The sequence below is a fragment of the Mesorhizobium sp. M0663 genome (assembly GCF_040320585.1).
Taxonomy (GTDB): Bacteria; Pseudomonadota; Alphaproteobacteria; order Rhizobiales; family Rhizobiaceae; genus Mesorhizobium.
In genome coordinates this window covers 1-17187 of the sequence record NZ_JAMYPX010000061.1, presented here as the reverse complement: position 1 = coordinate 17187, position 17187 = coordinate 1, and the positions used below count along the sequence as shown (strand labels likewise).

Below are 17187 nucleotides of genomic sequence, written 5' to 3'. Positions count from 1 at the left end.
TTTCTGCTCATCTTCTTCCATCACAAGGTGTCCACCTATTTTGGTGGACACCTCATGCATCAGAGCACTCAACAGCAAAAGGTGCGGGGAAATTCGCGCTTACGACTGGCTTGCAGGAGGTCGAGCTTCCCTGGCCGTACATCTGCCGCTTCACGGGCTTAAGCTTTGTGATCTGATCCTCCGTTTGTCCATTTCTCCGTTGTTTCGCGGCTCGGTGATCGCCGCTTGCGATGATCGCGAGCCGTTCATCAGCCTTGCGATCATTCTGGCTGACGGCACTTGGTGAAGTTGCTGATCGGAGGCCATCTCGGCGCGGCGGCGGCGCCTCGCCCATTCGCTGACGACTCTCAAGCATCCCCGAAAGCTTCGTCAGCCCCCGCCAAAGTTCGCTTGCTTTGTTGCAGCCCGAGGCCCATTCCTCGTCGAGGAAGGGTGGCAGGCTTCAAGCGAACTCTGGCAGACCCGGAAGATATCGGACCCGATGGCCACCAACCACTTGACGGACCCAGCTTACCGCTATGACCGGTCCGACGCACGATCTCCTGGAACGGAACGCAGGAGCTTCATGAGGGTGGCGTTTGTCTGCTCGCGTCGCAGATAACCTTCACACTGTAGCTTTTCGGCGTAGGTGAGCAGGTCGGGATTAATCGCGGTGGCGCCGATCGCCGTTCGATCGAGCGCATCGACTTGCGAACCGCATCACAGAAAGCAGCGCTGGCGTTTTCCAAGAGATGCCAGTGGTCGGCGACCTGAACCGCAGTGGCATAGCCCTACTAGGCTAGTTTCCGTCCACAAACGTCTCTTTTTGCGGGTATTTGCAAGCACTTGTCGATTGTCGAGAGAGGCCGTTGAGGGACGAAGGTGGGATGTAGAACGCTGGTATCGGCGGAAAGGCGTTTTTAACGCGCTGAAGGGCGCGCCACGAGGCCGGCTCGGCCGGTGCGACGCAACTGCGATGCCGGGTCGGTGGTATCAGGTCGGCTTGAGGCGCGTGAAGAGGACAAGGTTGTAGGCCACGACCGAGGACCAGACGTAAGTCTTGAAGTGATCGAGGCCGCGCCATGTGCAGCGCGCCAAGCCGTAAGCGCGCTTGAGGCATGAGATGCCAGCTTCGATGCCGGCACGGAAGTTACGCAGCTTGCGATAGACCCAATTGCTGCGGACCATGTCCTCGATCCTGAGGCCGGCTTTCTTGTGGAATGCCATGTCGCGAACGCCCAAAGCCTTCGCTGTGGCTAGATTGCCTCGACTGGCAAAGCCGCCATCGGCGGCCACCTGCCGCGGCGACTGGCCGTAGATGGCGATGTGGCGCTCCAGCATCGGCAGCAACCGATCGCTGTCGCGTGGGCAGCGCGCAACGTAAGACCGCTTCGGCAGGTAGGCCTTGCCGTCCGGTCGCCTTGACGCTGCACCGAACCAAGTCTCGCGCCACCAATCCAAGCAGATCGTGGTGCTCGTCCAGCCACTGCGACATCGCCTTCAGTTCGTGCCCGATCTCGTGTGTGGCGAAAACATCGAATATACTGCCTTGGACGGTGCGTTCTTGGCGCATTGTCGGCTCCGGCGGTTGCAGATTGTGCTTTGGAATCAGTGGCATGAGACCAAAGTGTACCTGAAACCGCCGGACCTTGCCTGCGCAAAGTCACAATTTCGGCAATAAAATCAATAGTTTGACGTTTGTGGACGGAAACTAGGCTAGTGTTCTGTTTCTGACGGTGGATTCTCAATTTCGATGAAGTGTGCGAGTCTTGCCGAATGGGCAAGATCGAACGCATTGAAGTTCCCGCCGCTGATCGGGAGAGGCTTGCAGGTCTGGTTCGTGATCGCAACACGCCGCAGAAGGTTGTGTGGCGTGCACGGATCGTCCTGTTGACGGGCGACGGTCTGCGCGCGCTGCCGGTTGCTGAGGCGGTCGGCAAGAGCGTGCTGACTGTGCGGCGCTGGCGCCGGCGCTATCGCGACAAGGGGATTGAAGGCCTGTTGAAGGATGCCACGCGGCCGCCGCGCAGGAAGCCGTTGTCGGCTGAGACGGTGAAGAAGGTGGTGGACATGACGCTCAACACCAAGCCGCTGGGCATCACGCATTGGAGCGTGCGCACGATGGCGAAGGCGTCCGGCATCTCGCCGGCTGCGGTGCAGCGGATTTGGAAGGCGCACGGTCTCAAGCCGCATCTGACGCGTACATTCAAGCTCTCGCGCGATCCCAAATTCGCCGACAAGGTCGCCGATGTGGTTGGCCTCTACCTCAACCCGCCCGACAAGGCGTTGGTGCTGTGCGTCGACGAGAAGAGCCAGATCCAGGCGCTGGATCGCACGCAACCAGGCTTGCCGATGAAGAAGGGGCGCGCTGGAACCATGACGCACGATTACAAGCGTCATGGCACGACCACCCTGTTCGCCGCCTTGGACGTGAAGACCGGCAAGGTGATCGGCGAGTGCCTGCCGCGGCATCGGGCGAAGGAGTTCTTGCGCTTCCTCAGGATCATTGAGCGCGACACACCCAAGCATCTCGATCTGCATCTGATCATGGACAATTACGCCACCCACAAGACCCCGGCCGTGCAGACCTGGTTGAAGAAGCGCCCACGCGTTCATTTCCATTTTACGCCCACATCCGCCTCGTGGCTCAATCAGGTCGAGCGCTTCTTCGCGGAAATCACCGACAAGAGCATCCGCCGCGGCGTCTTCAGAAGTGTCCCCGAACTGCAGCAGGCAATCATGGATTACCTCGAAGCCATAACGCCAAGCCCAAACCGTTCGTGTGGACCGCCACCGCCGGCAACATCCTCGAAAAAGTCGCTCGTGCAAAACAAGCGTTAGAGTCACAACACTAGCTGCTAAGCCGCAACCTCCGCCACCATCACGTGAGACAATCTGGATCTCCGAATGATCCGCCAGCCACGTTTCAACCGTCGCAATCTCACGGTCCGGCAAGAGCGTCGCGATCTGGCGCCGCTCCAGATCGTGCCGTAGCAAGGGTTGTGCCGGAAGCCCAACCGACGCGCAGCCTAGTCTACCCGTGTACGAGGAGCTCGGCGCGGGATTGTGGTTCTGGCGGCCGACCGACCACCTACGCCGTGCTGACGCAGGGCGGCCGGCGCGAATATAGTCGTAGGTCTCGATTCGTCGCGGATAGCGAAGATTGCCAAGCGATTGAGGTGCGTTTCAGATTGACACCGGGCTAAAAAGATGACAGATAGAACCACGTTCCAGATGTGAGCGCGTTCCATATAGGGGTTAGAAGCGTGGCGCGAATTCTGAGGCCGAAGATAATCCTCCCAGATTGGGCGGTTGCATCGTTTTGGCTCTTGGTTGTCGCGGCGATTTGGTCAGCCGCGGTTCGAGCTTTCGAGATCCCGGACTATATCCTTCCAGCTCCGGAGCAAGTGTTTGGTTTGATTAGCTCCAAGCCGGGCTATTTTCTAGCAAATACCGCCTCCACCCTTAAGGTTATAGCCGTCGGTTTTTCCTGCGGAGTCGCGGTTGCTATCCCGACGGGACTTGCGCTCGCGAAAGTAGGTTGGCTCGAACGATCGCTTTATCCCTTTGTGGTGTTCCTGCAGGCCATGCCGCAGATCTCGATAATACCCGTTTTGATTATTTGGTTCGGATTTGGACTAGTTCCGACATCAATCCTGGTTGGCTCAAGCGTTTTCTTTCCGGTCTTGGTGAACGCTGTTACTGGCATAAAAAGCACTAATGATCGTCTTTATTTCGTCACAAAGACAATGGGCTCAAACGCGCTACAGACATTTCGATTCATTGAGTGGCCCACGATGCTGCCCTATTTGTTAAGCGCCTTTCGCATCGCTTTGGCAGCTGCCACTACGATTGCGGTTGTAAGTGAGTTCCTAGCAGCAAATGACGGGCTTGGATATGCGGCGTTGATCGGCGCTCGAAATCGAGACACCGTGCAAGTCATCTCAGTTGTGCTGATAACAGCTGTGGTCGGTGTCCTGCTCAATACACTTAGTCAGCTGCTAGAAAACAAGATAATGCGGAAATACCGCGACTAGGTGGGAACCTGTAAGGCTAAACTGTCAAAGAAGGAGGAAAGTGACTATGCGAAAATACCTGGATTATTGTCTCCGCGCAGCCGGAGTTGGTTGTCTGGTTGCAGCTCTTGCGATCTCACCAGCTGTGGCGGCAGAGAAGTTAAAGGTTACCCTCAACTGGACGCCAGATAATTCGAGCATTGGAATCATCTATGCTGATTCTATTGGCTACTATAAGGAGGCAGGAATCGACCTTGAAATCGAGCCCGGAAAGGGCTCGGGAGTCACGTCGCAGCTCGTTGCGGCCGGCACTACCGACGTTGGGCTGGCAAATGGTCCATCTGCCATTGGCGTTGCAGCGAAGGGTGCGCCGATCAAAATCATCGTCCCCATCTATCAGACGTCGGAGCTCGGGGTCATCTCTCTTCAGGATACGCCCATCTCGAGCCCAAAGGATCTTGAAGGAAAAACTGTCTTTCTATCCGCTGGCTCCTCACTTATCCCTCTCTTTGACGCTATGGTGAAGGTGAATGGGCTCGACAAGTCAAAGATCAACATCCTTTCGGGGGACGCCTCAGCCAACGTCGGTCTCTTGGCTGAGAAAAAGGTTGATGCAGTTCCCGATGCACCGGCTGCGGTGATGATGCCACTTGAGACAAAGGGCATTAAAACGAAAATCATGTATTTCAAGGATGTCGGCGTTTCGCTTGTGGGGATGAGCCTCATCGCTCAGGATCAGAAGCTCCAACAGAACCCCGACCTCTACAAGAGGTTCGTAGACGCCACGCTGAGAGGGTACGCCTCCGCTGCTAAGGACCCGGAGGCCGCAGTCGATGCGCTTCGGTCGAGGTATCCTGATGCCCAGGAGAAATCAGAGCTAATTGAAGAACTGACGAACTACATCATTCCCTCAATCTGCGCGGCTGGATCGGAAGGTATGGGGAAGGCTCCTGCAGCCGTGTGGGCGTCGACGGGAGAAGTTCTCACTCAGTCGTTGGGTTCTTTGGGTGACGGTGGCATTGAATCGAAGCATACGGAAGCCTTTCTTCCCGCTCAGCTTCCTCCATGTCCCTAACTAGCTAATAGCAACCGCGGCGGCGCGTTAAGTTGCCGCCGCAGGTTGTGGGGTGCTTACGACAACAAGCAGGGCAACAATGGCCAACGTTTTCGCAGAGACCAGAAGACCTCTTTCTCCATACTTAGCGACTGGGGCCGAACGCATTGGGCCCCCCGCATTGGTATTGATTGCTTTTGTCATTGCGTGGCAATTCGGCAGTGAATGGTTTGACGTCCCAAAATATCTTTTTCCTCCTCCGAGTGACTTCCTGGGCAGATTCGTTACCGATCGGGGCGCGCTCGCTTATAATTTTGCGGCCACGGGATATGTCGTTTTGGTCGGCTTTGCCGTTGCCACGTTGATTGCCATTCCGCTGGGACTGGCGATTGCTTCATACTCTTCACTGAGACGGAACTTGTTTCCGCTAGTCGTGTTCTTTGAAATCCTACCTAAAACGATCACAGCACCACTACTGATAGTCTGGTTTGGTTTTGGGTTTGCCCCTCGCATCGGATTGACGGTCATCATGACGTTCTTTCCAATTTTGGTGACCAGCATCGCTGGATTCTCATCAGTGAATCCGCGCTTTCAACTGCTAACTAAATCGATGGGGGCCAGCTCATGGCAGACATTTCGTTTCATCCGACTTCCCGCGGCAATGCCACATATTTTTGCCGGTATGAAGATCGGAATGGTCAATGCGGTGACAGCCTGCATAACTGCTGAATTCATCGGCGCCAACGAGGGACTTGAGAGACTAATTCTGTCAGCGGGAGACTACATGGACATTTCCTTAATGTTCGCAGGGATAATTGCGACGGCCTTGCTGGCGACATTGCTGACGGGTCTCTTGCTCGGGCTAGAAAAGTTAATGATGCCTTGGAGGAGGGGCTTGTGACCAAACTTGTTGGAATGCGAAACGTGGCTCCGCAGGGGGCGCCGGTTTTAGTTAGGGATGGCGCGTTCAGGATGAAGCAGAATGACAATCGCAGATCAATATTGGCATCTGATATTGAGAAACATTACGGCCAGTTCCGCGCGCTTGGTCCAGTTAAAGTCGAGATCGGCGAGGGAGAATTTGTCAGCGTTCTTGGCCCCTCGGGTTGTGGCAAGAGCACTCTTATGCTAATCATCGCGGGCTTGCTTGAGCCTACAATTGGCCATGTCGAGGTCAACGGAAAAATTCTCAAAAGTCCGATGACCGATGTAGGGATTGTGTTCCAGGATCATTTGTTGCTTGAGTTCCGGACCGCTATGAGCAACGTGCTCCTTCAGCAAGAAATTCGCGGTCTCAATCGTGCTGCAACTCAAAAGCGTGCGAAGGAGCTGTTCGAAAAGCTCGCGCTTACCGGAGCTGAGGCCCGCTATCCAAGGCAACTATCGGGCGGGATGCAGCAGCGCGTATCTATCGCTCGGGCCCTGATTCATGATCCCGCCGTGCTGCTGATGGATGAACCGTTCGGGGCCCTTGACGCCATTTCACGGACGCAGATAAGGCACGACCTTGAGGCGCTGTGGATGGAGACGCGCAAGAGCGTTCTGTTCATCACTCATTCGATTGAAGAGGCAATCGGTTTATCAGACCGAATTTTGGTGATGTCGAACTCCCCCGGACAAATTGTTGAGGAGATCCGCATCGATCTGCCGAGGCCGCGGCCTGCTTATCTCGGGCAGTACCCTGAATTCGCGAAATATGCTGAGGAAATCTACAGGACGTTCGAAAAGCTGGGCGTTTACCAGTTCAAATGAAGCCGAAACGACTTACAAAAAAGTAGCACGAAGACACAGTCGCTTTGAGCTTACCTAACGCCAACGGGAATAGGAAGGATATGAGCCCAGCCGCCGCCACCACGGACCCGGTGCAGCCCGCGGGGTCGGACGACTCTCAACCCAGCACGGTCTGTTGCGCGCCGAAAAAGCGGCCCGGGCCGGAGGGCCTGGACATCGCCATCGCGCCCGCCCAATGTCGCCGAGCAACTCACTGCCGACACGGCAAGCGAGGACGGCCGTCCAACCCCTGATGCCTTTGGCAACATGCGGGCGAAGGAGAACTGCCAGTGCATGTCCTAGCGCTTCTGAAATCCGATATGTTCGACGTCGAGATCGGAGGACGGAAAGGATCGATCGCCGACGTCTTCCCGAACTGGCATGCACATGACCGGTTTGGCCTGGTGATCGACAGTCCGCTCGGCGGGATCGGCGCGACGCATCTGCTGCAGATCGCGATTACATCCTTTTATGATGTGAAGCCCAGCCGTCGCGCTGAACGCAAAATCTACCCGGAAATCTACGCCCTGCATTCCGGCAAGGGGAATGGCACCCATGCGCCGTTCGACTTCTGGCCTCAGCGGCGCGAGAAGATTCTGCCTGGCGACCAGCGGACTGTTCTAGACGCCATTAACGATTGCGGCATCACCCGGCTCGCGGTGCCAGACCGGCTGCCACAAGATATAAAGCATCGGCCAAAGGAAGAGGACGCGGCGCTCGACCGGATCGTTACGGCGGTCGCCTATTCACCGAGCGGCCGCGTCGGGAAGCCTGATTTTACTATCACGGGCAACGACAAGCGCACGGAGCACAATCCGGGCCGGGTCTTGCGTCCGCTGATACCCCGTGAACCTGCCCTCCAGGCGAGCGGCATGCCGGTTAAGGAGGTCGATCCGACCTACCGCAACTGGCTTTTGGAACGAGAAGCGGATGTCAGCGAGATGGAGCGTGTGGCCGCCGAAGCACGGCGCGCCGCCATCCGAAACGAACAGGGCCTCGTCACTGAAAGTTATCGCTTCATTTCTGTGATCGATGCGCTCAGACGCCTGTAGTTCCCAATCCCGACATCAGCACCAGTTCCGACCAAACCCTATTAGGTCAATGTCTTGAAAGACGTCACAAGCTGGCAACGAAAAAAAGAGCCGTGCGCCAGAAGAACCGAAGAACCATCTCATGGCGGACATTCGACTAAGCGTGAGCTGCCTCAGGCTGAAAATTTAGCAGGCGGCATGTCACGCATGATAAAACGAAACGTCCCCTTCGCTTCGAAACGCGCACGAAGATGGGGTGTTAAGTTGTTGCCCAAGTAACGAAGCCAATTAAGATCTACCGAGCTGCTGAACTTATGGTGGGTGCACGCGGCTCAGGAAAATACTGCTACTTCAACATACTTGAGCAAGCTAGAGATCGACAGTCCCCGACACGTCCTCGACAACCGCGGTCCTGTGCGAAGTTTGTCGAAAGTTCTGTAGAGCAGGGCGATGCCGTTGACACGATGGCGGCGCGTTGTGGTACCGCGCCGATTCTTGAGGAGCTTGCGAAAATAGGCAGGACATGATGGACAGCATGTTCGCCGAAACCAGAAGACCTCTTCAACCGCATGTAGCGAAAGGGCCGAACGGATTGTGCCTCATGTGCCTCCGGCATTGGCTTCTTTGCGGTTTTCTTTCTCGAACAAGTTTTTGATACGGTATACGATATCGTCGCCAAATGCCTGTGTAACTGTGTAACGGGCTGCATGATGGATGATCAGGCGGGTTGTATCGGCCCGCACCCGCCGGCGAAGTGGATAAGCAAAGATTTCAAGGGGCGAGATGAAATGCGAGCTGGCGCGGACTGTAACGCGCCGCTGTCTCCCCGTAAGCTGCCGTGCCCTTTGTTCGCGGCCGTTCAGCACCACCTCGCTGCCCGTGAGGCACACGCAGCCGCGCCCATAGCCCATGGCCGACAGGCGATCGTCCACTATGCCGGCCGGCCGTTCCTCACAATCGAACCGGGCTCTGCGGCGGCGCAGCGGCGCAGGACATCGAGGCGCTTGCTGTTCCCTGGCGTACGCCCTCTTTTATTGGAGGCCCGCCCTCCTGAGAGGCCTCGCCTGGGATGCTGGCGCTGATTTGAGCGACAGGAGCTCCAAAACAAAAAGAAAGGATATTCCGACTGGAACGACATTCCCTTTCGTGGTAGTGATAATGGCCTCGCTCTCACATCGATGTGGAAATAGAATGACAGTTGCTTCGTGGGATTTGGAAACCGATTTCTGCGTCGTTGGAGCGGGCTCGGCAGGATCAGTAGTTGCAGCTCGCCTGTCGGAGGACGCTTCGTCTAAGGTCTTGCTGCTGGAAACAGGACCCCGAGACCGGCATCCGTTCATCCATATTCCGGCAGGCTACTTTTATTTGTTGCGAAGCCCTCGCTTCAACTGGATGTACAAGACTGAGCCAGAGGCTAAGACATATTACCGCGATATAGTTTTCCCAGCTGGCAGGGGACTCGGAGGTAGTAGCTCTATAAACGGCATCTTGTTCGTGAGGGGGCAAGCCGCTGAATATGACCGTTTTGCCACAGAACTGGATTGTGCGGGGTGGGACTATGCTGGGCTACTTCCCTATTTCAAAAAGGCCGAATCCTTCATAGGCGGCGAATCGGAGTACCGCGGCGGATCGGGTCCAATTGCCGTTTCTCCTTTCCGGACAGTACACCCACTTGCGCGCGCCTTCGTGCAGGCGGCTTGTCAGGCGGGTTACGACGAGGTGGGGGATATGAACGCTCCGATCCGAGACGGCGTCAGCCTTTTTCAGCAGAATCGAAACGGCCGGTTTAGAGCCAGCACAGCGTCAGCCTATCTTCGGCCGGCTCGAAAAAAAAGTTACAACCTGAGGATCGAAACCAACGCCAATTGCACGCGGATATTGTTCTCCGGGAAGCAAGTTGAAGGCGTGGAGTTCGTCCGGGATGGTGTACGGTCTCGCGTCAAAGTTAGGCGGGAGGTAATCGTCTCCTGTGGCGCTCTTCGTTCTCCGCAGCTGCTTCAACTGAGTGGGATCGGCGATCCGTCGCACCTGAAAGAAATTGGAGTGCCGGTCACGCACAGATCACCAAACGTTGGCCGAAATTTCCGCGATCAGTACATGGTCAGGATTTCTCACCGCACTGAGGGAATAACAACGATAAACGAAAGGAACACTGTCGCCAGTATTGCGCTTGAATGCCTCAAATACATGGTTGCAAACAAAGGTTTGTTGACGCTAGGGGCGAGTATGGCGTCCGTCTATTGCAAGAGTTCGCCAGAATGCGAGTTCTCCGACCTGCAGCTGATGTTCGCGCCAGTCAGTTTCTCAGCGGCGGCGCCTGGAAAGCTTGAAAGCGCCGGCGGAATGACGATCGGCGTCTGGCTTTCCTGCCCAGATAGCGTGGGAACCGTTCTCGCCCGCTCCTCCGACCCCAACGATAGGCCCGCCATAAATCCAAACTATCTTTCCGCGGAAACTGATTGGCCTCGCATGCTGGTGGGACTGCGTGCTGCCCGCAAAATCTATGAAATGAGTGCTCTTAAGCGATGGAGCGTAGACGAAACCGCCCCGGGTAAGGATGTCGTCACGGACGATGAACTTTATGATTTCGCTCGACTCGTAGGATCCAGTGCAGCTCACTATACTGGAACATGCAGAATGGGTTCTAGCGATTCAAGTGTGACGGATACGCAGCTTCGTGTCCGTGGCGTGTCTGGATTGAGAGTCATCGACAATTCGGTTCTTCCCAGTCCGGTTTCGGGCGGCATGAACGCGACGGCGATCGTGGTTGCCGAGAGGGCGGCCGACCTGATTCGGGGGCGCTTGACCACTTCGTAGATCGCCCGCTCCCGCAGGCGAGACAAAGTTACACCAAAGGAATTCGATCATTGACTCATGGACCAGTGGCGGCGCTCAAGCCTGAGCGGATAGCGATTAATCAAGCGACGACCCGCAAACAGTGGGACTTCCGCGAGGCAGTGGAGGGCTATGCGCGGCACGGCGTGCATTGGATCGGCGCCTGGCGCGACGGCATTGATAAATACGGCTTAGCTGAGGTTAAGCGGCTTCTTGCAGACAATGGCATGTCAGTGACCAGTTTGAACCGCGCTGGTCCGCTCGTCGGACTTGACAAAGCCGATCGACAATTGGCTCTCGACGATGCGCGAAGAGCGCTTGATCAGGCGGCGGAAATTTCGGCCGGCTGCCTCCCAGTGCTTCCCGGTAGTTTGCCGCCGGGTAGCAAAGATTTGAGTGGGGTTCGCACGCAATACCAAGACATGCTCGCCGAACTGCTTGTGCCGGCAAGGCAAGCAGGAGTGCCACTGGCGCTCGAACCTCTCCACCCGATGGTCGCTGCGGACCGCTCGTGTATGAACACGATGACCGATGCCAATGATCTTTGTGACGCACTCGGACCTGGCATAGGCATCCTTCTCGATGTCTATCATGTCTGGTGGGATACCCGACTTGAGGCAGAGATCATGCGAACTGGGAAGGATCGGGATCGGCTGCTCGGCTTTCACGTCAGCGATTGGCTGGTACCCACTCGCGACATGGTCTTCGATCGCGGCATGATGGGGGACGGAGTCATCGATCTGCGCTTGATCCGCGGATGGGTGGAGGCCGCTGGGTACGATGGTCCCGTCGAAGTCGAAATCTTTTCCAGCTTAGATTGGTGGACTAGAAACCCGGAAGACGTGATGAAGATAAGCCTTGAACGCTGCAGAACGGTGGTTTGAGTATTTCGCTCGGGATCAAATTTTCAACTTCCACGATTCCTGAATCGGTCTGGTGTCATAATTGAAGCAGGACAGAGCGCGGCGTCACACCAACAATGCGGAGCGACCTAAATGCAGAATGGACCAGCCGAAGCGCGGACGACGTTGGACGAGAAAGCCGGATTACAGCCTTGGCCGCTCCGTGTGTCATCGGGCGCCGCAGCGGCGTCCAAAAGCACTTGGGTGGAAATGCCCGACGAAAATGGCGGCCCTGCTGCCTGGTGTTACAGCGACAAGCGCAGCTACATGCCCGGAGAGACCCTCCGCCTCTTTATCTCCTCGACCGTGAATAACCTTACGGTCGAGGTGAGTAGAGAGGGAATAGAGCAGAGCATCTTCAGACGAATCGACGACTTAGACGTGAGTTTCCAGCGCTTGCCGAATATGGCCTACATGAGTGGTTGTGACTGGCAGGAAACGATTGCGATCGAACTTCCTCTCGATCTAAGGCCGGGTGCATATATCGTGTCTATGAGGGCTCATGGCCAAGACGTGCATTCGCCTGCACTAGGGCACCACATATTTTTTGTTCGCTCGCGCAGGGGCGGGTGCAGTAACACATTGCTAATGGTTGCTGCCACCTGTACCTGGTCGGCATACAATGATTGGGGTGGCGCATCCCATTACCGCGGGCTGCACCCACAGTATCCGTTGGGAGTTTGCCCGACACTATCTGCATCGAGGCCGTGGGCACGCGGCCAGGTATGGCTACCCCCCGGCGCACCTCGGAACGTGTCCAAACCCCGGCCGCGTACGCCAATGCCGCCTGATTGGGAATCGAAGGAGTGGGCTTTCGCGAACGGCTACACGCGATACTACGCAACCGCCGGATGGCCCAGCTACGAGAGACTCTTTCTGCTCTGGGCCGAGCAGTCCGGATACTCAGTGCACGTCATTCCCCAAGATGACCTGGAGTTGCACCCCGATTGCGTCTCAGGTTACGACTGTCTCGTTTTCGTCGGGCACGATGAATACTGGTCTACACCGATGCGACAAACTGTTGACTCGTTCACCGAGCGAGGCGGAAAGGTAGCTCGGTTTGCCGGCAACTTCATGTGGCAGATCAGGCTGGCGGAGAACGGGGCAGGTCAGACCTGCTACAAGTACATGGCGAGAGACCACGACCCAGTTCGTCACGAAAATCCGAGGCTAATGACTGGTGCTTGGGAGGACCCCATCATCGGATATCCGGGCGCCGAGACTTTCGGGGTCAACGCATTGCGAGGCGTATACGCCGGTGTTTACGCCATGGCGCCGCGGTCAGCGCGAGGATTCAATGTCTTCAGACCCAAGCATTGGTCCCTAGAGCGGACCGGCTTGGGGTACGCCGACATGTTCGGTGACGAGGCCAGCATCTTTGCGTTTGAAGTCGATGGGCTCGATTACCAGTTTGTCAATGGACTCCCTGAGCCATTGGGAACGGATGGAGCCCCTGAAGGTGTTCAGATCATCGCCATGAACTGGGCAACGAAATCAGAATACGGTTTGCCCGAACACGCGTATTATCACGTCCTTGGCGATGGAGATGCGCGCTACACAGCGACCATCTTAGAGGGAAATGAAAGTCCCCAGGCGGTTGAGAAGCATTCTCGCGGAACCGGTATGGTCGTTTCGTTTCAGAAAGGCGAAGGCGAAGTGTTTTGCGCGGCTACCTGCGAATGGGTGCGCGGTTTGATCGAGCACGATTTCTACACAGAGCAAATAACACGCAACGTTCTCGACCGTTTCCTGAACAACCGCGGCTAAAGATCATCTTGATGAGCGACGAGGGTCTGAGAACCGTTGCGATCATGGAGGCGACGGCCATGGCGTGATCCACCCACACAACGAGCTCTTGTGTGAGCAGAGGATCCTTAAGGTCGCCAAGCCGTCTTCGAATCAGGTCGGCCGTTTTCGGCAACCTCAGTGCTGTAGCGTTCACAACGTCTCGAATCGGACTGGGAGGAACTTAATTAGTCAGATTTGAGGACCCGGCGGGCCCATGAATAAGGATTCTTGTCAGCTGGACCCACTTGGGGCCAGCAAGACCTTTGAAGCGACCATCGGCAGACAACCGACCAGCAACCACGCTGTCCGCTGACGCTGTCCGAACGATGCAAAAGGGGCATTCAACATAGCCAGTTACATCTTCGCAGAGCTAGCTGTATATCCCTGTCCCGAACTCGGCGGCAACCTTGTGGCATTCATAGGAGCTATAGATGAATAATTCCAAAAGGCGCGGCCTTGTATCCTCGAGCAAATCGGCGGTCGTGACCGGCGGACATGGCGTGTTCGGCATGCTTGCGCGGCTGGTCTCGGACGAGTGCGGCTGCTCAACTGGAGCGGTGCTGGATATCTTCAGCGGGAGGGGGAGCTCCTGATGGAACTGCAGACAGAACGCCTGCTGCTGCGCGAATGGAAGGACGAAGACGTCGAACCATTGGCTAGAATGAATGACGATCCTAGAGTTGTAAGATACCTTGCAAGACTCGCCGATCGGAGCGGGATTGAGGCGTGGGTAAATGCCCAACGCGAGCATTTCAAAAAATACGGATATGGCCTATGGGCACTTGAGCGGTCGGATGCTGAAGGGTTAATCGGCTTCTGCGGTCTTGTCAGCGTTCCTTATAGAGCGCACTTCACGCCGGCGGTTGAAATCGCTTGGAGGCTGCATCCAGATTGGTGGGGGCGTGGATATGCGGCCGAAGCCGCCGTTGCCGCTCTTGCCTTCGGGTTCCAGACTCTAGAGTTGAACCAAATCGTCGCGAATGCGGCGGTGGACAATGTCGCCTCACGACGGCTTATGGAACGGATTGGCATGTCGCATGATCCAAACGACGACTTCGACCATCCACTCAAGGCAGCCGATGATCCCTTGCGACGCCAGGTTCTCTACAGGCTCCGCTATCCAGATTGGGGTCGAAAACTTTAGTAGTAATCTCGATGTGGCGCCTTTGTGCGAAAACGCAACCGCGTGCCTCAGCTAACTACGGCGCTGCAGCTGAACTGCCGATATTCAATAAAGGCGTACTGATAGGGGCGATAACAATGAGATTGCTACGCAAACCAACCGCGCTGTCCAAGTCTTCTCACGACCGAGACCAGCGCGGCCGGCCGGTGTCCTCCCTACGGGAGAGCATGAGGAACTGTGGGGCGGTCACGCAGCTTCTCTGTGCTGATCGGGTCTTGGATTGTTGTTTGCCATGCCTGGATACCATTCCTCGAAGGCCGATCTGAGACTTCCGTCGAGTGTCCGGGTGCGGGTTTGCAGAAGAAGATGAGCGCCGCGTTTGCTCCATTGCATCTGCTGCTTCTTGGCAAATCGCTTGCTGATGACGGCATTGACCGTCGCCTCGACGAAGGCCGAGGATATCCGTTCCCCGGACCGATAGCGTTCGCCATAGTTGATCAGGCTGGCGCTGTTGCTCGCGATGTAGGCCTGGAATTCCCGGATCGCCGTCAAGAACTTGCGCATTTTCGGATAGTCGGTTTCAAGCGCTTCGGCATCAAGATGCAGTCCGTCGATCTCGTCGCGCGACCGGTATCCGTTCCCATGCCAGAGGTACCATTTGATCCGGTCGAGAGCATCGAGCATCTCGATCCCTACCCTGCGGTCATGGTGCTGAAGTCCCTGTGCAAACTGACGCAGGACCGTGAGGCGCATGGTGATGTGGAACCAGTCCAACACATGCTCGCTGCCCTGTCCGATCATTTCGGCAAGGGAGCGAACTTCCTCGCCGCCGTCGGTGATGAAGGTGATGTCCTGATTGGCCTGTACGCCCTGCTTCTTGAGGTGGTCGAGAATGCGCCGCTGCGGTTTCCGGTCATAGCCGTGAACGAAACCAATATAGCGGGGGTCGCGATCCTCAGGCAGCGAGCGGCCGACGATCAGCTCAAAGTTCTTCTTTCTATCGCTCCAGTCCCGGACATAGCCGCCGTCCAGACCGATGACGATGCGGCCTTCCGGAATGGGAAGATCTTGCCATTCGCGCGGGCAGGAATCCTGCATGAAGGACACGCGATCTTCCGTCAGCTCCCGCTCGAGCCGGCTGGCCGCGCGAAGCGCATGCTGTCTGACGGTGGTGGCATTGGTGCCGCTGTCGATCGGCAGCACATCGGCCATCAACTCCGCGGCGGCGGCATAGGGTACGAGCGAGGCCCACCTCGTCTCGAGGTAAAGGCGCTCCGGCGCGATGTGGTCCGGGATCAATTCTCTCAGTGGCGAAATCGTCGCTGGACCATTGCCCCGTTCTTCACGCGGAAGGCAATAGCGCGGGCTTTTCAGCCGAACATCGCCGAACAGGGTGCGGAAGATAACCGGATAGCTGCCTTTGGAGCGCAGTCGGCGGCCGCCAAGCTCGCATCGCTCCTTGAGCCAAAGCACGACCTGCGCCTCGACCAAACGCTGCTGGGTTGCCGCGAGCAGCGCTTTCCCTTCCGCCAGCGACAGGCCGAGATCCTCGGCGCCGTTCGAGGCCTTTTCCAGATCGGCAACGGCCTCGGTTGCGATCGTTGATCCGTCCTCGCCGATGATTTCCAGCAATATTCGCGCGCGCATGCCATGCCCTGATTTCATGAGTTTTCCAGAACGGCCGGAGTGGAAAACCTGATCCCTGTTTCTGACGCTGATCGCCGCCCCGATCTTGCCCGCAGCGACGGCGCAGCAAACGGCCGATCACATCTGCTGGTGCATGAGGACAAGATGCTCGCCCTCCCGCAGGCGGCTGTTCACTTTCCGGCGCTCGAAGGATGTTCCGAGCATGGAGGCGCGGGCTTCAATCCTTTCCAGCGTACCGCGCAGCGCGTCCATGCGGTCCGGATCGCTGAGACCATCGAATGTCTTCTTCCGGTGCGATTCTTCAAAGAAATCCACCGCCAGCGTCAGATCGTCATAGACTTCAAGATCGAAAGCACAATCCGTCTGCATCATGAAGGCTTCGGGACCGCCGCAATCTTCCGGCGGGCAATCGCCATCACCACCAGTGCAGCGCGGATAGATGGTTCTTGGCCGCAGCTCAAAGCGATCTTCCAGCCTCACTTCATGTTCCCAGGGAACAGTGAGGTCGTACTCGTAGAGGAACCGGTTTCCCTTGCGCAGCCGCAGATCGCCAAGCGCGATGTCGGGAGATCGCGCCGCCGCCTCCCATGAGCCATAGCGTGTTGCGCGCAACACAAACTGGAACAGGTGGATGCTCTCCCAACCCATGGCGACCTGAAAGACGCCATGCAACCCACGCAATGTCATCGTTGCCGGCACCTGTACTCGCCGCCAGATCATCGGGCTCACGCCCTTCAGCCAGATCCGGAATTGCAGCACTTCCGGTGTAGCATTCGGATTCTGGCTATCGTCCGCAGCCGTCGCGTGCGACGTTCCGCTCGTCCTCGTTCTGGTACTCTTCAAAAGCGCCTATCTCGTCGAAAATCTTTGGCGCAATACATAGCCGAGAAAAGCAGACCCCGTCACCCGCCCCACAGTTCCTCATGCTCTCTCCATACTGGGGTCAGAGCAAGAACTGCTCGAAATCATACGCTAAGGTCGAACGGAGCATGAACATTATGCCGCCCAGGGCAATTTGGTCGGCAAGCGCAGCGGCCTGAAG

General features: G+C 56.8%; 13 protein-coding genes and 3 pseudogenes. 11 read left to right on the top strand and 5 right to left on the bottom strand.

The annotated features are described in order from the left end of the window. Window positions 1-68 precede the first annotated feature (68 nt). A pseudogene (locus tag NKI54_RS36675) lies at window positions 69-758 on the bottom strand (ISL3 family transposase); the annotation flags it as partial. Window positions 759-972: 214 nt separating this feature from the next. Further along, window positions 973-1552 (bottom strand): annotated as a pseudogene (locus NKI54_RS35330) (transposase). Between the two features lie 203 nt (window positions 1553-1755). Here NKI54_RS35330 and NKI54_RS35325 point away from each other — a divergent pair. From NKI54_RS35325 to NKI54_RS35300, 6 genes and pseudogenes are all read left to right on the top strand, one after another. After that, window positions 1756-2834, top strand: a pseudogene (locus NKI54_RS35325) (IS630 family transposase). 411 nt (window positions 2835-3245) lie between these two features. Then, window positions 3246-4016 (top strand): ABC transporter permease, encoded by a 771-nt coding sequence (locus NKI54_RS35320; protein ID WP_352694443.1) that lies wholly within the window; start codon window positions 3246-3248, stop codon window positions 4014-4016. 46 nt (window positions 4017-4062) lie between these two features. Beyond that, on the top strand, window positions 4063-5070 hold the full coding sequence (locus NKI54_RS35315) for an ABC transporter substrate-binding protein (protein ID WP_352694441.1): 1008 nt from the start codon (window positions 4063-4065) through the stop codon (window positions 5068-5070). A 79-nt stretch (window positions 5071-5149) separates the two neighbouring features. Continuing rightward, window positions 5150-5950 carry an ABC transporter permease gene (locus tag NKI54_RS35310; RefSeq protein WP_352694439.1) on the top strand — a complete coding sequence of 267 codons (801 nt, stop codon included), beginning with the start codon at window positions 5150-5152 and terminating at the stop codon, window positions 5948-5950. Beyond that, window positions 5947-6801, top strand: coding sequence for an ABC transporter ATP-binding protein (locus NKI54_RS35305; RefSeq protein ID WP_352694437.1), 855 nt, complete (start codon window positions 5947-5949; stop codon window positions 6799-6801). Before NKI54_RS35310 ends, NKI54_RS35305 begins: the two co-directional genes overlap by 4 nt. A 338-nt stretch (window positions 6802-7139) precedes the next feature. Then, window positions 7140-7871 (top strand): hypothetical protein, encoded by a 732-nt coding sequence (locus NKI54_RS35300; RefSeq protein ID WP_352694435.1) that lies wholly within the window; start codon window positions 7140-7142, stop codon window positions 7869-7871. A gap of 578 nt (window positions 7872-8449) precedes the next feature. Here NKI54_RS35300 and NKI54_RS35295 read toward each other — a convergent pair. Then, a complete protein-coding gene (locus NKI54_RS35295; protein ID WP_352694434.1) occupies window positions 8450-8782 on the bottom strand; it encodes a hypothetical protein in 333 nt (110 codons plus the stop codon). A 259-nt stretch (window positions 8783-9041) separates the two neighbouring features. On the opposite strand from NKI54_RS35295, the gene NKI54_RS35290 reads away from it, so the two are divergent. The 5 genes from NKI54_RS35290 (at window position 9042) to NKI54_RS35270 (ending at window position 14519) form a co-directional block, all read left to right on the top strand. Continuing rightward, the gene (locus NKI54_RS35290) at window positions 9042-10667 is read left to right on the top strand and encodes a GMC family oxidoreductase (protein WP_352694432.1); all 1626 of its coding nucleotides are present in this window, start codon (window positions 9042-9044) and stop codon (window positions 10665-10667) included. 50 nt (window positions 10668-10717) lie between these two features. After that, window positions 10718-11569, top strand: coding sequence for a sugar phosphate isomerase/epimerase family protein (locus NKI54_RS35285; protein ID WP_352694430.1), 852 nt, complete (start codon window positions 10718-10720; stop codon window positions 11567-11569). 111 nt (window positions 11570-11680) lie between these two features. Next, window positions 11681-13354: a N,N-dimethylformamidase beta subunit family domain-containing protein gene (locus NKI54_RS35280; RefSeq protein ID WP_352694428.1), complete on the top strand. Its 1674-nt coding sequence runs from the start codon at window positions 11681-11683 to the stop codon at window positions 13352-13354. A gap of 452 nt (window positions 13355-13806) precedes the next feature. After that, complete coding sequence (locus tag NKI54_RS35275; RefSeq protein ID WP_352694426.1) at window positions 13807-13968, top strand: hypothetical protein; 162 nt, start codon at window positions 13807-13809, stop codon at window positions 13966-13968. Further along, complete coding sequence (locus tag NKI54_RS35270) at window positions 13968-14519, top strand: GNAT family N-acetyltransferase (RefSeq protein ID WP_352694424.1); 552 nt, start codon at window positions 13968-13970, stop codon at window positions 14517-14519. The genes NKI54_RS35275 and NKI54_RS35270 overlap by 1 nt, the downstream gene beginning before the upstream one ends. Before the next feature lie 225 nt (window positions 14520-14744). On the opposite strand, the gene NKI54_RS35265 is transcribed toward NKI54_RS35270, so the two are convergent. Both NKI54_RS35265 and NKI54_RS35260 read right to left on the bottom strand, forming a co-directional pair. Next, window positions 14745-16145 (bottom strand): ISKra4 family transposase, encoded by a 1401-nt coding sequence (locus NKI54_RS35265; protein WP_352694449.1) that lies wholly within the window; start codon window positions 16143-16145, stop codon window positions 14745-14747. Between the two features lie 117 nt (window positions 16146-16262). Further along, complete coding sequence (locus NKI54_RS35260; RefSeq protein ID WP_352694447.1) at window positions 16263-16904, bottom strand: plasmid pRiA4b ORF-3 family protein; 642 nt, start codon at window positions 16902-16904, stop codon at window positions 16263-16265. Window positions 16905-17187: the final 283 nt, after the last annotated feature.